The organism is Bacillus sp. MT94, assembly GCF_058792475.1.
In genome coordinates this window covers 1019483-1037941 of the sequence record NZ_JBXAEZ010000002.1, presented here as the reverse complement: position 1 = coordinate 1037941, position 18459 = coordinate 1019483, and the positions used below count along the sequence as shown (strand labels likewise).

Here is an 18459-nt window from a genome sequence, read left to right as displayed (position 1 = left end):
AGGATAGGTCGCAAAGCTAAGAGTCTAAGGTAATGAAAATTACTATGATAGTCTGGTTGCAGTTTGGATTTTCACACATGTTGTGATGTATGAAAATCGAAAAGGCAACCAGGCTTTTTATTTTCTAGGAATACACATTATGATTGTAAATTTAGCTGAATAATAAATTTAATGTTCGAAATATTCAGTTCATAAGAAGTGAGGGAGGGAAGTACATTGCAAAATCAAATAGGTAAATTTGGGCGTATACTTCTCGCTGGAGGAATATTATTTACGCAAGTTGGTGTGCTAGATTACTCTGCAACGAAAGTTTATGCGGTTACAAACGACGAGCAAGGACGTTTTATCGTTCATATGGATAAACAAGAAATAAAAGTTGATGAAAATGTAGTATTAAAGATTACAAATACAAATAAACAAGATGCTAATATCGAGCTGAAATTATCTAATGAACAGCTGTTCAATGAAGCAGAAACGAAAAAAATGAACGAAAACAATAAAGCGATTCAAAACATTTCAGTAACAGAAGATCACATTGTAAAAATTGAAAAGAATGAACAAAGTAATTTTATCGGTGACGTATATGTAGTCATTCAAATGAAAAAAGCTGGAGAGTACAAATTTGAACCGATAGTGAAGTTTGAAGGGAATGAAAAGAAAATTGAATCTCCTTCTCTACATGTTGTAGAGAAAAAAGAGGCTTTAAATGTAGCCATTTCTGATGAAAATCCAAAGGCTTCAGAGGAAGTTATGAAAAAAGAAATAAGTGAAAAAGTGAAAGTATCGGAAGAAAATAAAAAACAAGAAATAAATTCTACTAATGCTGAAGTTCCAAAAGAAACGAAGACTTTAGCGAAAGAAAAGGTTAATGAAGAACTCGTACCAAAGGAAAATGAATTAAAAGAGAGCAATAGGATAAACGAAAATAATCAGGAATTACCTGCTATTCAAGCTGAGAAGGTATTAAAGAGCCAATCTCTACTAGCTGCTAGTCCTGTTACAAGTATTCTTAAATATCCAAATGTAAAGGTAATAAATAATAGAACAGGTGAAGGGCCTTCTATCTCGGGTAAATATGCTTTTAGATTTGTTTGGAGCCCACAAGTAACATATGAGGTAAAGGGTAGTAGCAATGACAGAACTGGTCAAAGTCAATATACATTTAGAAATTCAAATAGAGAACAGTACGTATTAGTAAAAAAAGCTGGTGAATATCAAGGGAAATGGATTGATGTCCGTATTAATATTCACTCTATGACAGCTTCATCTGTAGATGTTAAAACACCAATAACTAAAGGTGATGCAAAAAACTTTTTACAATTATATGGGAACGGAAGGTCAGGACAAACTTATAATGCTTCCTTTGAATTTTATGAACACGGAACAAGTAAAAAAGTACCATTAACGGCAATGTGGAATTTCAAAAGGATAAATAGTTATAAAAATGTAACGTTACGTAATGATGGTAGTCATTTAACGAATTTATACGTGTATGATACGAGTTCAATTAGGTATCAAGACAAAGGGAATAATAAAATCGAGTTTTCTGGAACAGCAGGTCCAGTAGCTACTCCAGAAGCAGATATGACAATTACATTTGATAATTTAACAGAATTACCGCTAGAAGTTAGATTAAATGCTTCAGGTGTTAATGTATCATACGACCAATTAGCGATTGCACAAATTGAAATTCCAGCTCCAAGTGTAATAGGAGATATTGTGGAAGATAATTCCCGTCAACTTTCTTATAAGGTATATCAAAATATGCCTGCTCAATCGAAAGAGATTCACTATGCGAAATCTTTTGTATTAGAAAGTGAAGTGAATAAGGATTTTACTGTGAATGATGTTTCCATTCAAGATGTGGAGAGTGGAGATGATGTAAGTAGCTTCTTTGATATTAGCAGGACAAACAATAAAGTCACTGCGGTTGCGAAAGTAAATGCGCTAAAAACAGAAGAATTCAACGGGAAAATTTATGAAATGACAATTACAGGTTCTCCTGTAAAAGGTGCTAATGTAATGAAATATTACAAAGATGGTTATCTTGAAATACCGGTGTCAGCTAAAAATTATTTAGATGGCGATAAGAATGGACAAGATAGTAATCGAGATGGAATCGCAAAAATAAGGTATAAAGGTATTCCAACTGGGAAACCAGTCCCACAAAAAGTAGTGCAAGGAACAGATTTAACAAAAATGGATATTTCTAAATTTGTGACAGATTTATCTGTAGATACGAATTTGGATGTAGATAAACCAATATCAGTAGTGAAGTTAATCAATATTCCAGATACCAAAACAATAGGGAATCATACTGTAACGGTTGTAATTGAAACGAAGCAAGGTGTACAAGCGGAGATTCAAGTGCCGGTTACTGTCGTTGATGGGACTTTAAAGTTAGTAGACGTACCAAAAGAAATTACATTTGGAGATTTAACAATTCCATCGAAAACAACGACATACGCACCGAAGACGATTTCAAATCCTTTAAAGGTAACCGATGATCGTGTTAAAAAGCAAAAATGGAGTGTATATGTAAAGGAAATCACACCATTAACTTCAGCGCAAAATGACACATTGACAGGAGCATTGATTTACAAACGAAATGGAAAGGATACACCTTTAAGTACCTCTAGTATAGAAGCATTCTCGTATATTTCTAAAAACGACGAGGAGGTTTCACTAAATTGGAAGGAAAACGAAGGAATTCATTTACAAGTAAAACCAGGGCCGAATGTCAAAGCAAATACTAAATATGCTGGACAGCTAGAATGGACATTAACCGATGCTCCTCTCTAAAAATATATGAAATATATAAATTTTAGAAAGGAGAGAGTAATGAAAAAAATAGTTGGTATTATCGTTTCCACAGTTATATGTGTGCCGTTTCTTATGGCAAATGTAGTAACGGCTACAAGTACGAATTCAAAAGCGGGTATTACATTTTCGAATAGCTATACACCAAATACATCAACTGATCCGACAAAGATAAATACAAAAAAAGAGACAGTTGATAAAAATAAAAATGGAGATAAATATTTACCGAAAACAGGAGGCCAGACACGGGACTTCAAACAATATATAGGATTGTTTTCGATTGTTTTATCTCTATATGTATTCAAAAGAATTAGGGGAAAGCAAGTGTATTCAAAATAAAAAATAGATGAAAACAGAGAAAAGGGGAAGGTACATATGAAACTAGCAAAATTAGCATTAATCGGTGCAGTATCATTAACATCAGTTGCAGCAGTAGGAACTTCAGCATTTGCGGAAGAGAAAGCAAATATGAAATCAAAAACCGATGTAACGTTTATTGAAGATACAAGCACAACAGATCCAAACAATCCAGAAAATCCAAATGAAAAAGTTACACCAGAGAACCCTGGTGACCATGAAAAAGGAACAAAAGGTCCATTAAGTATTAACTACGTTTCTAACTTACACTTCGGCGAGCAAGTTATCTCTGGTAATGATCAAACATACTTTGCAAAATTGGATAAAGTGAAACAAGGGAGCAAAACAGTTGAAGTACCTAACTTCGTATCTGTAACAGATAACCGTGGTACAAATGCAGGATGGAAATTGAAAGTAAAGCAAAATGCACAATTTAAAAGTGGTAATAGTGAGTTAACAAATGCAGCTTTAAGCTTAAGTAACCCAGCTGTAAATTCTGTAACTGATGCACAATATGCACCTACAACATTTAAAAATAAAGTAACGCTAGCTCCAGGTGGAGATGCGGTGGAAATTACTACTGCCGCAAAGAATAAAGGTATGGGTGATTGGACGACTGCATTTGGTAAAGGAACAGAACAAGGTAAACAGAGTGTGAGCTTATTCGTACCAGGTACGACAGCGAAAGAAAAAGGTGCGAAATATTCAGCTGAGTTAACTTGGACTTTAGAAGATACACCAAACTAAGCTTATACAAGATTGAAAATTAAGAATGACTGAATTTTAAAAATGATCATAAAGGGGTATAAAACTATGAAACTAGCAAAAATAGCATTAATTGGAGCGGTAACATTATCATCAGTATCAGTAGGAACGTCTGCATTTGCAGCTGAGAAAGATGGCGGGAAATTAGACTCAAAAGCATTCATTAAATTCGAGAAAAATACAGATAAAATTGATGTTGTTAATCCAGAGAATCCAGATGAAACTGTAGATCCAGTTGATCCAGATAAAAAAGGTACAGATGGTCCACTAAGTATTGATTATGTATCTAACTTCAACTTTAAAACACAAAAAGCATCAGGGAATAACGAAATCTACTTTGCAGAATTAGATAAAGTAAAGAAAAAAGTAGACGGTTCTGTAATTGACGTGCCGAACTACGTTCAAGTAACAGATAATCGTGGTACAAATGCTGGATGGCATTTAACAGTAAAACAAAATGGTCAATTCAAAACTGCAGATGATAAAGCGTTGGATGGTGCGGCATTAACATTAAAAAATTCAGCTTTGAAATCAAATGCAGGTAGCGACGTACCAACAGCAGAACAATCTATCACATTAAATCCAAGTGGTGCAGCATCTGATTTAATCGATGCAAAAGAAAACCAAGGTATGGGTACATGGGTAAATACGTTTGGTAAAGATGCAACAGAAGCGAAACAAAGCGTAGAGTTATCTGTACCAGGTAAAACGAAAAAAGAACAAACACAATACACAACTTCACTAACTTGGGAACTAACAGACGCTCCTATGTAAGTAAGAGGAATTTTAAGATAAAAGAGGAAAATGAGAAGAGATAAGGGAATGGCTTTAACCTTGTCTCTTTCTTGTCTATAAAATGGATATGAAGGGGATTACATAAGAGATGGTAAAAAAACTATTTACTAGCTTACTATTAATTACATTCTTCATGGTAAACGCTTTTTCAGTATATGCAGCTGAAATGAAATTCGCTGTGACAGCAGTTATACCAGAAAATCAAATTGATAAAAATCAAACGTATTTTGATTTGAAAATGCAACCTGGACAAAAGCAAACAATTCAAGTCCAAATGAAAAATGATACGAATAAAGAAGTTGTGGTAGAATCGTTTGCTAATACAGCAATTACGAATAGCAATGGTATTACAGATTATAGTACAGTAGAACCAAAAACGGATTCTACTTTGAAATATCCGTTTTCTAAAATTGCTAAAATGCCAAAAGAAACGAAAGTCCCAGCTAACAGCATAGTGACAGTTGATATAAACCTAGAAATGCCAAGTGAGTCGTTTGATGGTGTTATTTTAGGTGGTTTATACTTTAAAGAAAAAGAAGATGAGAATGCAAAGAAAAAAGATGAAGGTGTGCAAATTGAAAATAAATATGCATACGCAATTGGTGTTGTTTTAAAAGAGACGGATGCTGAAGTAAAACCAGACATGAAATTAAACGAAGTAAAGCCAACACAAATTAACGGGCGTAACGTTGTTACTGCAAATTTACAAAACGTAAAGCCAGCAATGTTAAAAAATTTAAGTGTTGATGCAAAAGTATATAAAGAAAAAGGTAGAGACGTTTTATTTGAAGCGAAAAAAGAAAATTTAAGAATGGCGCCAAACTCAAACTTTGATTATGCTATTAGCTGGGAAAACAAAGCATTTGATCCAGGAACGTACCGAGTAGAAGTGAAAGCCACTGATGGCGATCAAAAATGGGAATGGACGAAGAAATTTACAATTGAAGGAAAGACAGCTGATAAGTTAAATGATACAGCGGTAGAAGCGAAAAAAGACTACACATTATATTACATTATCGGCGGAGTACTACTGTTAATTATATTATTAGTTCTTGTATTCTTCTTAGGTAGACGTTCTAAAAAAGAGGACGATAACGAAAAATAATATATTGATAGTGTAAAAAGAAATTAATGGATGTTTTACTACGAAAAATATATAATGGCTTTGTCTGTTATTTGTTGTAGTTCATTTATATTTCTATTTGTTGACCCGAATCTCGGGTCTTTTTTTATGAAATGAATTGCTATATGTTAGTAATTAGAAAAATAGAATATACAGCACTTGCAGTAATTCCAGGGGTAATATAAAGGGATATAGCATCTCCTCTTGCAACTGGGTTTCCAGTTGTAATGCTAGTCCAAGTTACAGTAGCGGGACCTACTGCCGGAGTAGGATTAAATACTTGAATTTGTTCTGATCCGCTATCCGTTGGTTTAATGGAAAATACCATAGTTCCGGTAATTTTGTCAGTAGTAGTTAAGGTAATAGTAGATAGGATGTAGCTAGAAGAAGGGGTTGTAAGGTTTGTTGGGACATTTCTGCAAATATTAATCGTATAAATAGCAGCAGGTAAATTATTTATATTTATAGACGCAGAAAAGCCGACAACACTACCGGCTCCAGCAGTGACATATGGAATAACATTGGAGTCAATTCCAGGAGAACCCGCTATACGTTGAAAACCAGCATTTGTTCCTTGAAAAACAATACTTTTTGCTGAAGCACTATCGGCAGATCCCGTAGGTCCAGTAATGCCAGTAGGCCCGGTGTTCCCCGTAGGGCCAGTGATGCCAGTAGGTCCGGTATTCCCCGTAGGGCCAGTGATGCCAGTAGGTCCGGTATTCCCCGTAGGGCCAGTGATGCCAGTAGGTCCGGTGTTCCCCGTAGGGCCAGTGATGCCGGAAGGTCCAGTGTTCCCCGTAGGCCCAGTAATGCCAGTAGGTCCGGTGTTCCCTGTAGGCCCAGTAATGCCAGTAGGTCCGGTGTTCCCCGTAGGGCCAGTGATGCCGGAAGGTCCGGTACTACCGGTAGGTCCACTTTCTACTAATACGATATAATCTGGAGATATATTAGGAAACCCTTGAGGTGCATCTTTTTTTACAACATAGCCGCTGCCCGTATAAGTGACAACTTGTCCTTTTTTATAGTTGGGAGCCGCTGCTAGACTGAAGGTGGTAGTACTTTGGAAACCCGCTCCGGAAGGTCCAGCATTACCAGTAGGTCCGGTGCTCCCAGTGGGTCCGGTGTTCCCAGTGGGTCCGGTGTTCCCCGTGGATCCGGTGTTCCCCGTGGATCCGGTGTTCCCCGTGGGTCCGGTGTTCCCCGTGGGCCCAGTGTTTCCGTTAGAACCGCTGTTGCGCCTGCCGTCGCAACTAAAATAATTACGTGGGTACATATATGTTCTCCTTTCTATATTTTCAAAATCTAGTTTTTAAAATAGAACTACTATATATATATTATGAATTCTATAATTTTGTGTGGCAGATCGTATTTTGTGTCTAGATTTCAAAAGATAGCGGGAGGAGAATTAAGTAGTGTTAGAGCCACCATTTCTCCTGCGGAAGCAAAATAACATCCACATCAAAATTCTCTTTAAACCAATCATACATCAATGTCTCTTTTACTAAATATTCAGAGGCAGAGTGTGACACGCCAATTAGAGACATATTCGTTTCTTTTACATAATCCATAATGAGCGAGTATTTATGTCGGCCGTAATCATTGTCGATATGGCAATGGATTTCTCCTGTAATATATGCTTCAGCACCTTTTTCTTCTGCTTCCTTCATTAAAGATACAACATCGCCACATCCAGCGATAATTGCGATTTTTTTGATGGAATCATGTCGTTTACCTTCGAAGTCTGTGTAAGGAATCTGGAAGAGTTGTTTTAGATGTTTTTGGAGTGCTTCTGTTGATGTTTCATCTATTTCACAAATAAGGCCAACTGGTTCTTGTTCTGGACCTCCATATGCAAAGTTGTCCACTACAGTAGCATTTAATGCTTTTGCAATTGAAATACTCGTTCCATGTGTTTGATGAAAATCCATTGGTACGTGACATGTATATATAGAAAGTTGTTTTTCCTTTATTCCTTGCAAATATTTTTCAGGAATTGGTATGAAACCGCGGCCTGATCTTCCAATTGGATCACCGCACTCCATTACAAGGGGATGGTGCATAAAGATTAAATCACCGGGTGTGGATTGTGAAATGAATGTTTCAAGAACGTCATCTGTAGGGAATACAGCGAAAAATACTTTGTTTACATTTTCAGATCCGTGGATCATAAGGCCGTTAAATAAATCTACAAAATTTGCTTCGAAAAATTGTTGCCAAGGAAATTTGATAGGATCATATACGGCTGGGATAAATCGACTAAAGGCGCTATCTTTTCCGTATTTTTCAATTTGAAATAAGTGATCGAGTGATTGCTCTATTTTTTTTAAGGCTGGCATGTTTGATAATCCTCCTTAAGATGATTCTTGCTTTATGAGTTGTTTGTATTCTTCGTAGCAAAATAAGAAGCGGATAGGAAACAAATAAAACCTAGAATCCAGCCAATAGAAGGAGAATAGGGAAGTACATGCTGTAATAGCATTCCGCTAGAAATGAAGAAACTACTAAATAGACCTAATAACATAGGATATCGTTGTAGTTTGAACACAGATAGTAAACATCCTTTCTCCTGCATGAACTACTCATAAAAGCTCGATTGCTGAAACTTTATCACATACATTGTATATTAGTCTTAATTTTCTGTATATAACTTTTAAGAAAAATGGTGATACAATATATGAATGATAAGAGAAGAGAGGATGAAGATTAACATATGTACGTTACTGTAACAGAAGCAGCATATAAAAAGATTATGGATACGATTCCAAGCGAAGCGAAATATATAAAGTTATTTTATGATAATGAGGGTTGCGGTTGTGTCATGAGCGGAATCATCGATTTAGTAGCTGTAGCAGAAAAAGATGAGCGCGATGTGGATATTGAATCAAGCACAATGAATTTTATCGCTGATCGTACAAAGCTTGTATTTATGGACGATAAGTTAACGGTTGATTGGCATGAAGGTGGAGGAACTTTTCAGTTGAAGAGCCCAAGCCAGTTTTATAATCCAAATATGAAATTACACGTTCGAGTATAGTAAAGGAAATGTGAGTCCAAAATGTATTTTGGACTCACATTTTTTTATTTTATAAGTCGCTATTATTGTCGATATATTGAAAAAATCGCTGATATAAATGGAGTTGCGCTGATATATTTGGGGAATCGCCGGTATAAATGGAGTTGCGCCGATATATTCAGAAAATCGCCGATATAATTTCATTTACCAAAACGTCCCAATAGTAAAAAGATTTTTTCACATAATGAAATGTACATGTGATTGAATTTTCTGTATAATCTTCTTTGCGGAGGGGATACGCATGAGAAGATGGGGAATTGAGTTATTAATTTTAAGTGTTGTTATTATTTGGGGGATTAACTATACGATTGCAAAGTATGGATTTTTAGAATTTACAGCAATTGAATTTACTGCACTTCGTATGATGGCGGCGGCACCGCTCCTGTTACTTCTTACCTTTTTTATTGAAAAGTCGGTTGATATGGAGCGAAAGGATATACCTAGACTAATCATCGTTAGCGTTGTAGGTATTGTACTGTATCAAACGTTATTTATGGAAACTGTCAAATATACATCCGCTACAAATGCCTCTTTACTCATTTCTATTTCACCTATTTTTACAACTGTATTTGCGATTTTTCTGAAACAAGAAAATTTTTCTTCTCGAAAGTTAATCGGTTCTATGATTGCTTTTGTTGGTGCAGCATTAGTTTTAGTAGCAGGACATTCACTTACTAGTTCTTTTTATGGCAATGGAATTGGACTTATTACATCAATATGCTGGGGGCTTTATCCTGTTTTAGCAGGACCATTAATTAAAAAATATTCAGCATTACGTGTTACAGCATGGTCTGCATTAGTGGGTGCGATTCCGCTATTATTGTTAAGTGGTCCGCATGTGTTTGTCAGGCCATTTCACATTACTCACGGAATGACACTATTTGCTTTACTATATTCTATTTTCTTTGTCACAGTATTTGGTCTAGTAATGTGGTATGTTGGTGTTCAAAAAATTGGGGCGTCACATACGATGGTATATATGTATATAACGCCGCTTGTAGCTGTTTTATTTGCAGCTGTCTGGGCAAATGAATATGTATCGTTTCAACAAATCATCGGTGGAATTATCATTTTTGTCGGTCTATGGTTTGTGAAATCGGAGAAAGTAAAAGTTCATTCTATTGCAGGGGAACCTATATCAAAATAGGAAAACAGATCACCTATGATCTGCTTTCCTATTTTTTTATTTTTGGTAAGAAGATGAGAAATAAGATAGCAGTAATAAGTGGAATTAAGTTTAAAAATGGAATACGGAAGAGTGTAATAAGAATAATACCTGGAAGAAGAACACCGAGGACAGCGTAAAAAATGCTATGGTTTTTCGTGTACCAATACAATGAAAGTCCGATAAGTGCAGGGATAATGAGGTGAATGAGAGCCATTAAAAAATAAATCATTAGACGCCCCCTTTATTTGTGTGCTTATTACATCATATCCGTATGTTCATAGATTGATATCATTTTTTTCATAAATGGACGAAAAAAGTTTGAAAAACCGTCACAAAATATGAGAATATAATGTTTGAAATCTTGTATAATATTATTTTCTAAAAACATTTAAACAACATAAACATACTGTTTATGTTGTTTTTAATTTGAGTGAAATGGATGTAAGGAATATGAATTTGAAAGAAATTTTTTGTTGGATAGATAAGAACGAATGAAGAGAGGTACAGCATGATTAGTATGTCACTAAGATCATTTAAAATCCAATCGTATTATATACTAGGTATTTTGTTACTAGGTTGGATGTTAACACCGTTTTCAGCACACTTTTTAGGCGCTGGAATTGGGCTTATTGTAAGTATGTATTGCGTTTGGCTTCTAGGGAGAAGAATTGAGAAGCTTGGAGATAGTATTGTAAAGAAGACGAAAGCACCGACACTAGGTATGTTTAACCGTTTTGCAGCTGCCATTTTGGGTGCTATTATTATGTACGAAATTGAGCACCACATGGTTATGTGGGCATTTGCAGTAGGGATTATGGGTGGTTATTTCTTAATCGTTGTGAATTTAGGATACTATAGCATGAAAGATGAGAAAGAACTAACAAAGAGCTAAAAGAGATAAAAAGATAAAAGACTTCTTTTTAGATGGAATAGATGATCCAGCCACGAATAGAAGCGGTCAGGGCCTTTTTTAACCCCATACGATGTGAAACCCGAGAGATGTAGCGAGTAGGGATATAATGTATATATTCGAAGCTGTAATTTTATAATCTAGGTCACAGATGAAGAGATTAGCATTTCACTTTATATAAGATATAGAAAGAAGCTTACGTTTTCACGTAAGCTTCTTTTTTATGTAAGTGTGTGTAACCGTTAAGCCGCATTGGGTTTTGTCGGTGAGTACGCGAAACTTTACGGTTACACGACACTTATTCATATGAGTAAAGGGTTATTCCAACAGAAAGTTTTAATTTAAGCGATTGGACCGCCTAAGTTAATGATATCTTCAGAAACGCTTTCGAACTTTTTGAAGTTCTCTTTGAATTCATTTGCAAGCTCGATTGCTTTTGCTTTGTAAGCAGCTTTATCAGCCCAAGTTTGTTCAGGCATTAACACTTCGTCAGGTACACCTGGTACGTGAAGTGGAACTTCAAGACCGAAGATGTCATGTTTAGCTGTTTCAGTTTTTGCAAGTTCGCCGCTTAATGCTGCTTGAATCATTGCACGAGTATAACCTAAGTTCATACGTTTACCAACGCCGTATTCGCCGCCAGTCCAGCCAGTGTTTACTAGGAATACTTTCGCATCGTGTTTCTCGATTTTTTCACCAAGCATTTCAGCGTAGCGAGATGCATCAAGTGGTAAGAATGGTGAACCGAAGCAAGTTGAGAATGTAGCTTGCGGAGATGTAACGCCGCGCTCTGTTCCTGCTAGTTTACTAGTGTAACCACTTAAGAAATGATACATAGCTTGCTCTTTTGATAACTTACTGATTGGAGGCAATACGCCAGATGCATCAGCAGTTAAGAAAATAATTGTATTTGGGTGTCCAGCAACACTTGGCAGTACGATATTGTCGATCGCATGCATAGGGTATGCAGCACGAGTATTTTCTGTTAAAGTAGTATCGTTGTAGTCGGCGATACGCGTTTGGTCATTAATGATAACGTTTTCTAAAACAGATCCAAATTTGATTGCATCGAAAATTTGTGGTTCTTTCTCGTGAGAAAGGTTTACACATTTTGCATAGCAACCGCCTTCAATATTGAATACACCGTTATCAGACCAACCGTGCTCATCATCACCGATTAATTTACGGTTTGGATCAGCAGATAATGTTGTTTTACCTGTTCCAGATAAACCGAAGAATAGTGCTACGTCGCCTTCTTCACCTACGTTTGCAGAGCAATGCATAGAAAGGATATCTTGTTCAGGTAATAAGAAGTTCATAATAGAGAAGATTGATTTTTTCATTTCTCCAGCGTATTCTGTACCACCAATTAGTACGATACGTTTTTCGAATGAAACCATAATGAATGCTTCAGAGTTTGTACCGTCAACAGCTGGATCAGCTTTGAAATTCGGTGCAGAAACAATTGTGAACTCTGATTCATGAGTTGTTAATTCTTCTTCAGTTGGACGAATGAATAATTGATGTACAAATAAATTGTGCCATGCATATTCGTTAATAACTTGAATTGGTAGGCGGTAATTGCGGTCAGCGCCTGCAAATCCTTTGAAGACGAATAACTCTTCTTTTTCTTTTAAGTATTCTAAAACTTTAGTATATAATTTATTAAAATGTTCTTCAGAAATCGGTTGGTTCACAGCTCCCCAAGCAATTTTGTCAGCAACCGATGCTTCTTTCACAATAAATTTATCTTTAGGAGAACGTCCTGTATATTTTCCAGTTGAAGCAGAAACGGCACCAGTCGAAGTTAATTTCCCTTCATTTCGCATTAATACTTTTTCCACTAATTGCGGAACACTTAGTTGAATCTGTGCATTGCTTCCGTTCAATAATTCGTGTAAACCAATTTGGACATTCACAGTACTCATATTTATATACCATCCTTTTCATTTAATGAAATATTTCTCGTAATCCCCAACAAGAGTATAACACAATTATATAAATAATGTATACTATTTATTTCTTTTTGTTTGTGTGAATGCATTATTTCCCTATTAATATTTCATTTCAGGCGTATTGAGAAAAACTTTCAGGAAAATGTGAATATTAATTGACAAATGAATATCATTTCTTTAGTATAGGTTGGGACGGATACTCTCTTATCCCGAGCTGGCGGAGGGACAGGCCCGATGAAGCCCAGCAACCTCACTTGTATTGATAAATGCAGGTGAATAGGTGCTAAAACCTGTGCGAGGCTACAGGTCTCGAACGATAAGAGCGAAGGGCAAAAAGCAGTATGCAAGTAGCAAATTAAACCTTTCCTCTATGTAAAGTAGGAAAGGTTTTTCTGTATGCTTGTGTGGGAGAATAAATGTATGTCGCAGTTTGTGGCAAATTAAGGATGAGTTCCGTACAATATATACAATTACTGTAGGGAGGTTTACCACATGACAAAAAAACGTCATCTGTTCACATCTGAGTCTGTAACTGAAGGACATCCAGATAAAATTTGTGACCAAATTTCTGATTCAATTTTAGATGCGATCTTATCAAAAGACGCAAATGCACGTGTAGCTTGTGAAACAACTGTAACAACTGGTTTAGTATTGGTAGCGGGGGAAATTACGACTTCTACTTACGTAGATATTCCAAAAATCGTTCGTGAAACAATTCAAGGCATTGGTTACACACGCGCAAAATACGGATTCGATGCAGAAACTTGTGCTGTTTTAACATCTATCGATGAGCAGTCTGCTGACATCGCTATGGGTGTTGACCAAGCGCTAGAAGCACGCGAAGGTCAAATGACTGACGCTGAGATTGAGGCAATTGGTGCAGGAGACCAAGGTTTAATGTTTGGTTTCGCATGTAATGAAACACAAGAGTTAATGCCACTTCCAATCTCGCTTGCTCACAAATTAGCTCGCCGTTTAACTGAAGTACGTAAAGATGATACATTATCATACTTACGTCCAGATGGAAAAACGCAAGTTACAGTTGAGTATGATGAAAATGGTAAACCAGTACGTGTTGATACTATCGTAATTTCTACACAACATCACCCAGATGTTACATGGGAAGAAATCGATCGCGACTTAAAAGAGCACGTAATTAAAGCTGTAGTACCAGCAGAATTAATGGATGGAGAAACGAAATTCTTCATTAATCCAACTGGCCGCTTCGTAATTGGTGGACCACAAGGTGATGCTGGTTTAACAGGACGTAAAATCATCGTTGATACTTACGGTGGATACGCTCGCCATGGCGGCGGTGCATTCTCTGGTAAAGATGCAACAAAAGTTGACCGTTCTGCAGCATATGCAGCTCGTTATGTTGCGAAAAACATCGTAGCAGCTGGTCTTGCTGACAAAGCAGAAGTACAACTTGCATACGCAATCGGTGTAGCACAACCAGTATCAATTTCAGTTGATACATTCGGCACAGGTAAAGTATCTGAAGACGTACTAGTAGAACTAGTTCGTAACAACTTCGATCTTCGCCCAGCTGGTATTATTAAAATGCTAGACTTACGTCGCCCAATTTACAAACAAACAGCAGCTTACGGCCACTTCGGACGTACTGATGTAGATCTTTCATGGGAACGTACAGACAAAGCTGCAGCTTTAAAAGAGCAAGCTGGTCTATAATATATGAAAAAAAGCTTTGCGCGGTGAGCGCAAAGCTTTTTTTATTTCGTTTTACTTATAATTTGAATGCATGATTTGCAATATACTTCGCCTTCTAGCTCAATATACTTTTTCGTATTAGTCATGCCTTTTCATACGTTTGTATTTCCTTTTTACATGATTTACAAAGGATGGGTTTCTTCTGGAACATACGTGATCAACCTTTCATTTGACGTACTTTACCTGCGCAAAAGGCACTACTTAGTAAAAATAGTGTCGCGAATATAATGCTTACTAATGTAGCGTATGGAATTGCACCTTTTAAGGAAAAGCCGACAGTGATGGAAGCGATGAATAAGAGGATGAATGTTGTTGTTAATTTTTTATAAAGTTCCATACTATGTAGACCTCCAATTTATTTTTTAGTACAAGTTTTAAAATTGAATTCTATTATGTAGAAAATATAAAGAGTAACTAAAGATGTGTAGTCTAGGAGTATAAGAAAGTGCACTTTCCTTTTTGTGGGTTATTATACTTATATTGTATCATGGCGCATGATTGGCTTCATACATAATTGTGTAAAGATATGTATGATAAAATGAAGAAAAGTCTTTAAGAAAGGAAAGATAAAAAATGAGTGTAACTGAACATAAAAAACAAGCTCCAAAAGAAGTGCGTTGCAAGATTGTTACGATTTCCGATACACGTACGGAAGAAACGGATAAGAGCGGACAACTATTACATGAATTGTTAAAAGAAGCGGGCCATACAGTAACCTCTTATGAAATTGTAAAAGATGATAAAGAAAGTATTCAGCAAGCAGTGTTAGCTGGTTATCATAAGGAAGATGTAGATGTTGTATTAACAAATGGCGGTACTGGTATTACGAAGCGTGATGTAACAATTGAAGCAGTGTCAGCTCTATTAGATAAAGAGATTGTCGGGTTTGGTGAGTTGTTCCGCATGATTAGTTATTTAGAAGATATCGGGAGCAGCGCAATGTTAAGTAGAGCGATTGGGGGTACAATTGGGCGCAAAGTAGTTTTCTCGATGCCAGGATCGAGCGGGGCGGTTCGCCTTGCGATGAATAAATTAATTTTACCGGAATTAGGCCATATTACATTTGAGCTACATCGCCAATGAGTAGGTGGGCTGGAATTGTATTAGCGGGCGGTATGTCGAGTAGATTTGGTGAGCCGAAAGCGTTAGCGAGCTGGCAAGGTAGTACTTTTATTGAGCATATTTTGAAAGAGATGACAAGTGCGCTCCAAGAAGTTGTAGTCATTAGTCATTCTGATATAAAAGAGCGAGTAGAGCAATTCGTACAAGTTCCTGTTATAGAAGATATCCCGCACTATAAAGGGAATGGACCGCTGGCCGGTATTGTATCAGGAATGGAATACATAGAAGCAGATTGGTATGCTATTATGCCTTGCGATGCGCCAAATATTTCGCATGAATGGTTTACCATTTTACTGGAGCAAACGAGCAATGAATATGATGCAGTTGTACCTATTGTTAATGGAAGAAAACAGCCGCTACTTGCAGCGTATCATAACCGTGTGAAAGAAAAGATTTATGCTTTACTTCAGGAAGAAAAAAGAAGTATGGGGCAGCTTTTATCACAATGTAATGTGAAGTATGTTGCTGGAGAAGATGTACAAGCGAATACAGATTGGTTTATAAATGTAAATACAAAAGAAGAATATGTGCAGGCTCAAAAAGACCTTTCAAATGAATGAAAGGTTTTTTGATATACAGAATTGGGGAACAATTGCTGTATAAAGGTATGTGAGTAAGTTGATTTTAAGGGGAATTCTTAAAATCATTATACAGCAAAAACACTGTATAACCATATATTAATTTTTATGGGTTTTTATTACAAGTCTGTTTAGTTATGTTTATTTTTGCTATAATGAATATGGAAATAAATGATATTTCACCTTATGTATCATTCATTCAACTAAAATTTACAAGTGTGTAATAAACTCCCTTCGTTTTTTGAAGGGAGTTTTTCTGTTCAAGCAAGTAACTCTGATGCGGTATGCTGAAGGACTTCTTCATACTGGTTAAGTAAGCCGCGAAAGATCTCATCCCAGCTTTTTGATTTTGCAAAAGATGAAGCTGCTATTCCCATCTGCTCAAGTTTTTCTGCATTTTGCAATAAAGAATAAATGGATGATAGAAATGCATCCTCATTTTTAGGGGGACAAAGAATTCCCGTTTTTCCATCTGTAATAATATTTTTAACCCCGCCACTATTTGCACCAATGACAGGTGTGCCACATGCGAGTGATTCAAGTACGACATTTCCGAATGTTTCAGTAGCTGATGGAAATACCATTATGTTAGAACAAGCATATGCTTCAGCTAAATCTGCACTTTGTAAATAGCCAGTAAAAGTGACATTTGTTTGTGGAACAGCTTCACGCAAATTTGTTGCTAGAGGTCCGTCTCCTGCGATGAGCCAATGAATGTCGTTTCGAGTATGCGATGTTTTAACGATAAGGTTTTGCAACGTATCAATATCTTTTTCAGGAGCAATTCGTCCTACATAGGAAAGAACGTACTTCGCTGTAATATTATATTTTTTTCGGAATAGGTCTGTATTGTAAGCTGGATGAAAGAGGGTGCAATCTACACCACGTCCCCAAATGGAGAGGGCCTGAAAGCCTTTATTTTTTAATTGATGTAATGTTTCAGAGGAGGGAACAAAATTTTTTTGCATATGACTATGAAACCATTTTAAATAGTTCCAAAGCATATTGGAGAGAAATTCAATTTTGTAATAGCGTAAATACGCATCGAAATCAGTATGATAAGAACCGACAACTGGGATGTTTAACTTTTTGGCGTAATACAGTCCACAAAGTCCCATGTTGAAAGGTGTGGCAATGTGAATAATGTCAGGTTTAAAGGAATGAAGTTCCCGTTTAATACGCGGAGTAGGAAAAGAAAAGCGACATTCTGGATATAATATTGTTAACGGGATACTTCTCATCTTGTTCACATTAGCTACGAAATTATCTTCAGCTGTATGCTGAGGGGCGAAAACAGAATAGGCGATCTGTTCTTTCTGAAAGTAACTTGTTAATCGTTCTAACGTTTTCGCAACCCCGTTAACTTGTGGCGTAAAAGTATCGGTAAAAATGGCGATTCTCATCATATCACTCCTTTATGTGAAAAGTGGGATGAATTGATAAAAAGAGATGATGCCAGAGCAAGTGCCAAGGCACATGCCGACGAACACATCTGACGGATAGTGAAGTCCTAAATAAATACGTGAAATACCGACGCATAATGCTAACGGTAATAGGAAAGCAAGTAAGCTTGGATTATAGCAAATAAATGGAATGAAGACAGAGAAAACGGCTGTTGTATGACCAGACGGGAAAGAGTGGTCTTTTAATGGATGGACTGGATATTTCGCATCCTGAATTGTTAAATAAGGACGTTTTCGTGGATACCACCTTTTTAATATTTGTACAGGAATATGGCTAATTGCTAAAGAAATAGCAGTAGCGATTGCTGCTTGGTGTAAAGTCCCTTTTGCAAAAATTAAAAAGAAAAGTGTAAGTGCAATGGAGAAAGTAGCACCACCGATATGGGTAATATTGCTGAAAAAGATGTTTAATGTTTTTTGATCAAAGTAGCGATTAATTCCTTTAAAAATGTAACATTCTATTTTATATAATCCACTGACCTTCATGAAAATTCTCCTCCCTCGTTTACATATATATGGAGATATTAGCTTTTATTTTAATAAGATTTTGTTGAGGGAGTAATAATGTTTTGTAAAGAAAAAGTTAGTTTTTATATAAA

The 18459-nt window shown here is 36.4% G+C and carries 19 protein-coding genes and 2 riboswitches; of the genes, 11 read left to right on the top strand and 8 right to left on the bottom strand.

The annotated features are described in order from the left end of the window. Positions 1-64: riboswitch (cyclic di-GMP riboswitch) on the top strand. Between the two features lie 152 nt (positions 65-216). From AC1Q51_RS11140 to AC1Q51_RS11120, 5 genes are all read left to right on the top strand, one after another. Beyond that, on the top strand, positions 217-2802 hold the full coding sequence (locus tag AC1Q51_RS11140; RefSeq protein WP_071713470.1) for a WxL domain-containing protein: 2586 nt from the start codon (positions 217-219) through the stop codon (positions 2800-2802). A 39-nt stretch (positions 2803-2841) separates the two neighbouring features. Continuing rightward, positions 2842-3159 (top strand): EF2685/EF0750 family sortase-dependent surface protein, encoded by a 318-nt coding sequence (locus AC1Q51_RS11135; protein WP_000724871.1) that lies wholly within the window; start codon positions 2842-2844, stop codon positions 3157-3159. A gap of 36 nt (positions 3160-3195) precedes the next feature. Next, positions 3196-3924, top strand: coding sequence for a WxL domain-containing protein (locus AC1Q51_RS11130; RefSeq protein ID WP_071713469.1), 729 nt, complete (start codon positions 3196-3198; stop codon positions 3922-3924). A 66-nt stretch (positions 3925-3990) separates the two neighbouring features. Next, positions 3991-4716, top strand: a complete 726-nt coding sequence (locus AC1Q51_RS11125) for a WxL domain-containing protein (protein ID WP_492331504.1) — start codon at positions 3991-3993, stop codon at positions 4714-4716. A 109-nt stretch (positions 4717-4825) separates the two neighbouring features. Further along, positions 4826-5842, top strand: coding sequence for a WxLIP family cell surface protein (locus AC1Q51_RS11120; protein ID WP_072941209.1), 1017 nt, complete (start codon positions 4826-4828; stop codon positions 5840-5842). Between the two features lie 139 nt (positions 5843-5981). On the opposite strand, the gene AC1Q51_RS11115 is transcribed toward AC1Q51_RS11120, so the two are convergent. The 3 genes from AC1Q51_RS11115 to AC1Q51_RS11105 form a co-directional block, all read right to left on the bottom strand. Next, entirely contained in the window at positions 5982-7133 is a 1152-nt protein-coding gene (locus tag AC1Q51_RS11115; RefSeq protein WP_492331503.1) for a collagen-like domain-containing protein, read from the bottom strand. Positions 7134-7275: 142 nt separating this feature from the next. Next, the gene (locus AC1Q51_RS11110) at positions 7276-8196 is read right to left on the bottom strand and encodes a Nif3-like dinuclear metal center hexameric protein (protein WP_492331502.1); all 921 of its coding nucleotides are present in this window, start codon (positions 8194-8196) and stop codon (positions 7276-7278) included. Positions 8197-8228: 32 nt separating this feature from the next. Further along, a complete protein-coding gene (locus tag AC1Q51_RS11105) occupies positions 8229-8405 on the bottom strand; it encodes a hypothetical protein (RefSeq protein ID WP_015406513.1) in 177 nt (58 codons plus the stop codon). Between the two features lie 165 nt (positions 8406-8570). On the opposite strand from AC1Q51_RS11105, the gene AC1Q51_RS11100 reads away from it, so the two are divergent. Together AC1Q51_RS11100 and AC1Q51_RS11095 are read left to right on the top strand one after the other, a co-directional pair. Next, the gene (locus AC1Q51_RS11100) at positions 8571-8894 is read left to right on the top strand and encodes an iron-sulfur cluster biosynthesis family protein (protein WP_000289570.1); all 324 of its coding nucleotides are present in this window, start codon (positions 8571-8573) and stop codon (positions 8892-8894) included. A 280-nt stretch (positions 8895-9174) separates the two neighbouring features. Next, positions 9175-10080 carry a DMT family transporter gene (locus AC1Q51_RS11095; RefSeq protein ID WP_098661452.1) on the top strand — a complete coding sequence of 302 codons (906 nt, stop codon included), beginning with the start codon at positions 9175-9177 and terminating at the stop codon, positions 10078-10080. A 28-nt stretch (positions 10081-10108) separates the two neighbouring features. Here the strand turns inward: AC1Q51_RS11095 and AC1Q51_RS11090 are convergent, their stop codons facing one another. Next, positions 10109-10330 carry a hypothetical protein gene (locus AC1Q51_RS11090; RefSeq protein ID WP_000639042.1) on the bottom strand — a complete coding sequence of 74 codons (222 nt, stop codon included), beginning with the start codon at positions 10328-10330 and terminating at the stop codon, positions 10109-10111. 279 nt (positions 10331-10609) lie between these two features. Here AC1Q51_RS11090 and AC1Q51_RS11085 point away from each other — a divergent pair, with 279 nt between their 5' ends. After that, positions 10610-10993, top strand: coding sequence for an ATP synthase subunit I (locus tag AC1Q51_RS11085; protein WP_000624926.1), 384 nt, complete (start codon positions 10610-10612; stop codon positions 10991-10993). A gap of 359 nt (positions 10994-11352) precedes the next feature. Here the strand turns inward: AC1Q51_RS11085 and pckA are convergent, their stop codons facing one another. Beyond that, on the bottom strand, positions 11353-12939 hold the full coding sequence (pckA, locus tag AC1Q51_RS11080) for a phosphoenolpyruvate carboxykinase (ATP) (RefSeq protein WP_053563510.1): 1587 nt from the start codon (positions 12937-12939) through the stop codon (positions 11353-11355). A gap of 228 nt (positions 12940-13167) precedes the next feature. Further along, positions 13168-13289: riboswitch (SAM riboswitch) on the top strand. Positions 13290-13458: 169 nt separating this feature from the next. On the opposite strand from pckA, the gene metK reads away from it, so the two are divergent. Further along, a complete protein-coding gene (metK, locus tag AC1Q51_RS11075) occupies positions 13459-14658 on the top strand; it encodes a methionine adenosyltransferase (protein WP_000163117.1) in 1200 nt (399 codons plus the stop codon). 196 nt (positions 14659-14854) lie between these two features. Here metK and AC1Q51_RS11070 read toward each other — a convergent pair whose 3' ends face one another. Further along, positions 14855-15034, bottom strand: a complete 180-nt coding sequence (locus tag AC1Q51_RS11070) for a hypothetical protein (protein WP_000424799.1) — start codon at positions 15032-15034, stop codon at positions 14855-14857. Positions 15035-15270: 236 nt separating this feature from the next. Here AC1Q51_RS11070 and AC1Q51_RS11065 point away from each other — a divergent pair, with 236 nt between their 5' ends. Next, positions 15271-15780, top strand: a complete 510-nt coding sequence (locus AC1Q51_RS11065) for a MogA/MoaB family molybdenum cofactor biosynthesis protein (protein WP_000117130.1) — start codon at positions 15271-15273, stop codon at positions 15778-15780. Continuing rightward, a complete protein-coding gene (locus tag AC1Q51_RS11060; protein WP_492331501.1) occupies positions 15777-16379 on the top strand; it encodes a molybdenum cofactor guanylyltransferase in 603 nt (200 codons plus the stop codon). Before AC1Q51_RS11065 ends, AC1Q51_RS11060 begins: the two co-directional genes overlap by 4 nt. Positions 16380-16657: 278 nt before the next feature. Here the strand turns inward: AC1Q51_RS11060 and AC1Q51_RS11055 are convergent, their stop codons facing one another. Continuing rightward, on the bottom strand, positions 16658-17800 hold the full coding sequence (locus tag AC1Q51_RS11055) for a glycosyltransferase family 4 protein (RefSeq protein ID WP_492331500.1): 1143 nt from the start codon (positions 17798-17800) through the stop codon (positions 16658-16660). Positions 17801-17812: 12 nt separating this feature from the next. Continuing rightward, positions 17813-18346: a phosphatase PAP2 family protein gene (locus AC1Q51_RS11050; protein ID WP_000868582.1), complete on the bottom strand. Its 534-nt coding sequence runs from the start codon at positions 18344-18346 to the stop codon at positions 17813-17815. Between the last annotated feature and the right edge of the window lie 113 nt (positions 18347-18459).

Excerpts from the sequence above, each read along its gene's own strand:
- AC1Q51_RS11135 (WP_000724871.1), top strand. The coding sequence starts at position 2,842 with ATGAAAAAAATAGTTGGTATTATCGTTTCCACAGTTATATGTGTGCCG.
- AC1Q51_RS11125 (WP_492331504.1), top strand. The coding sequence starts at position 3,991 with ATGAAACTAGCAAAAATAGCATTAATTGGAGCGGTAACATTATCATCA.
- AC1Q51_RS11085 (WP_000624926.1), top strand. The coding sequence starts at position 10,610 with ATGATTAGTATGTCACTAAGATCATTTAAAATCCAATCGTATTATATA.
- AC1Q51_RS11065 (WP_000117130.1), top strand. The coding sequence starts at position 15,271 with ATGAGTGTAACTGAACATAAAAAACAAGCTCCAAAAGAAGTGCGTTGC.
- AC1Q51_RS11070 (WP_000424799.1), bottom strand. The coding sequence starts at position 15,034 with ATGGAACTTTATAAAAAATTAACAACAACATTCATCCTCTTATTCATC.
- AC1Q51_RS11060 (WP_492331501.1), top strand. The coding sequence starts at position 15,777 with ATGAGTAGGTGGGCTGGAATTGTATTAGCGGGCGGTATGTCGAGTAGA.
- AC1Q51_RS11120 (WP_072941209.1), top strand. The coding sequence starts at position 4,826 with ATGGTAAAAAAACTATTTACTAGCTTACTATTAATTACATTCTTCATG.
- AC1Q51_RS11130 (WP_071713469.1), top strand. The coding sequence starts at position 3,196 with ATGAAACTAGCAAAATTAGCATTAATCGGTGCAGTATCATTAACATCA.
- AC1Q51_RS11110 (WP_492331502.1), bottom strand. The coding sequence starts at position 8,196 with ATGCCAGCCTTAAAAAAAATAGAGCAATCACTCGATCACTTATTTCAA.
- AC1Q51_RS11050 (WP_000868582.1), bottom strand. The coding sequence starts at position 18,346 with ATGAAGGTCAGTGGATTATATAAAATAGAATGTTACATTTTTAAAGGA.
- AC1Q51_RS11100 (WP_000289570.1), top strand. The coding sequence starts at position 8,571 with ATGTACGTTACTGTAACAGAAGCAGCATATAAAAAGATTATGGATACG.
- AC1Q51_RS11115 (WP_492331503.1), bottom strand. The coding sequence starts at position 7,133 with ATGTACCCACGTAATTATTTTAGTTGCGACGGCAGGCGCAACAGCGGT.
- AC1Q51_RS11055 (WP_492331500.1), bottom strand. The coding sequence starts at position 17,800 with ATGAGAATCGCCATTTTTACCGATACTTTTACGCCACAAGTTAACGGG.
- AC1Q51_RS11095 (WP_098661452.1), top strand. The coding sequence starts at position 9,175 with ATGAGAAGATGGGGAATTGAGTTATTAATTTTAAGTGTTGTTATTATT.
- pckA (WP_053563510.1), bottom strand. The coding sequence starts at position 12,939 with ATGAGTACTGTGAATGTCCAAATTGGTTTACACGAATTATTGAACGGA.
- AC1Q51_RS11090 (WP_000639042.1), bottom strand. The coding sequence starts at position 10,330 with ATGATTTATTTTTTAATGGCTCTCATTCACCTCATTATCCCTGCACTT.
- metK (WP_000163117.1), top strand. The coding sequence starts at position 13,459 with ATGACAAAAAAACGTCATCTGTTCACATCTGAGTCTGTAACTGAAGGA.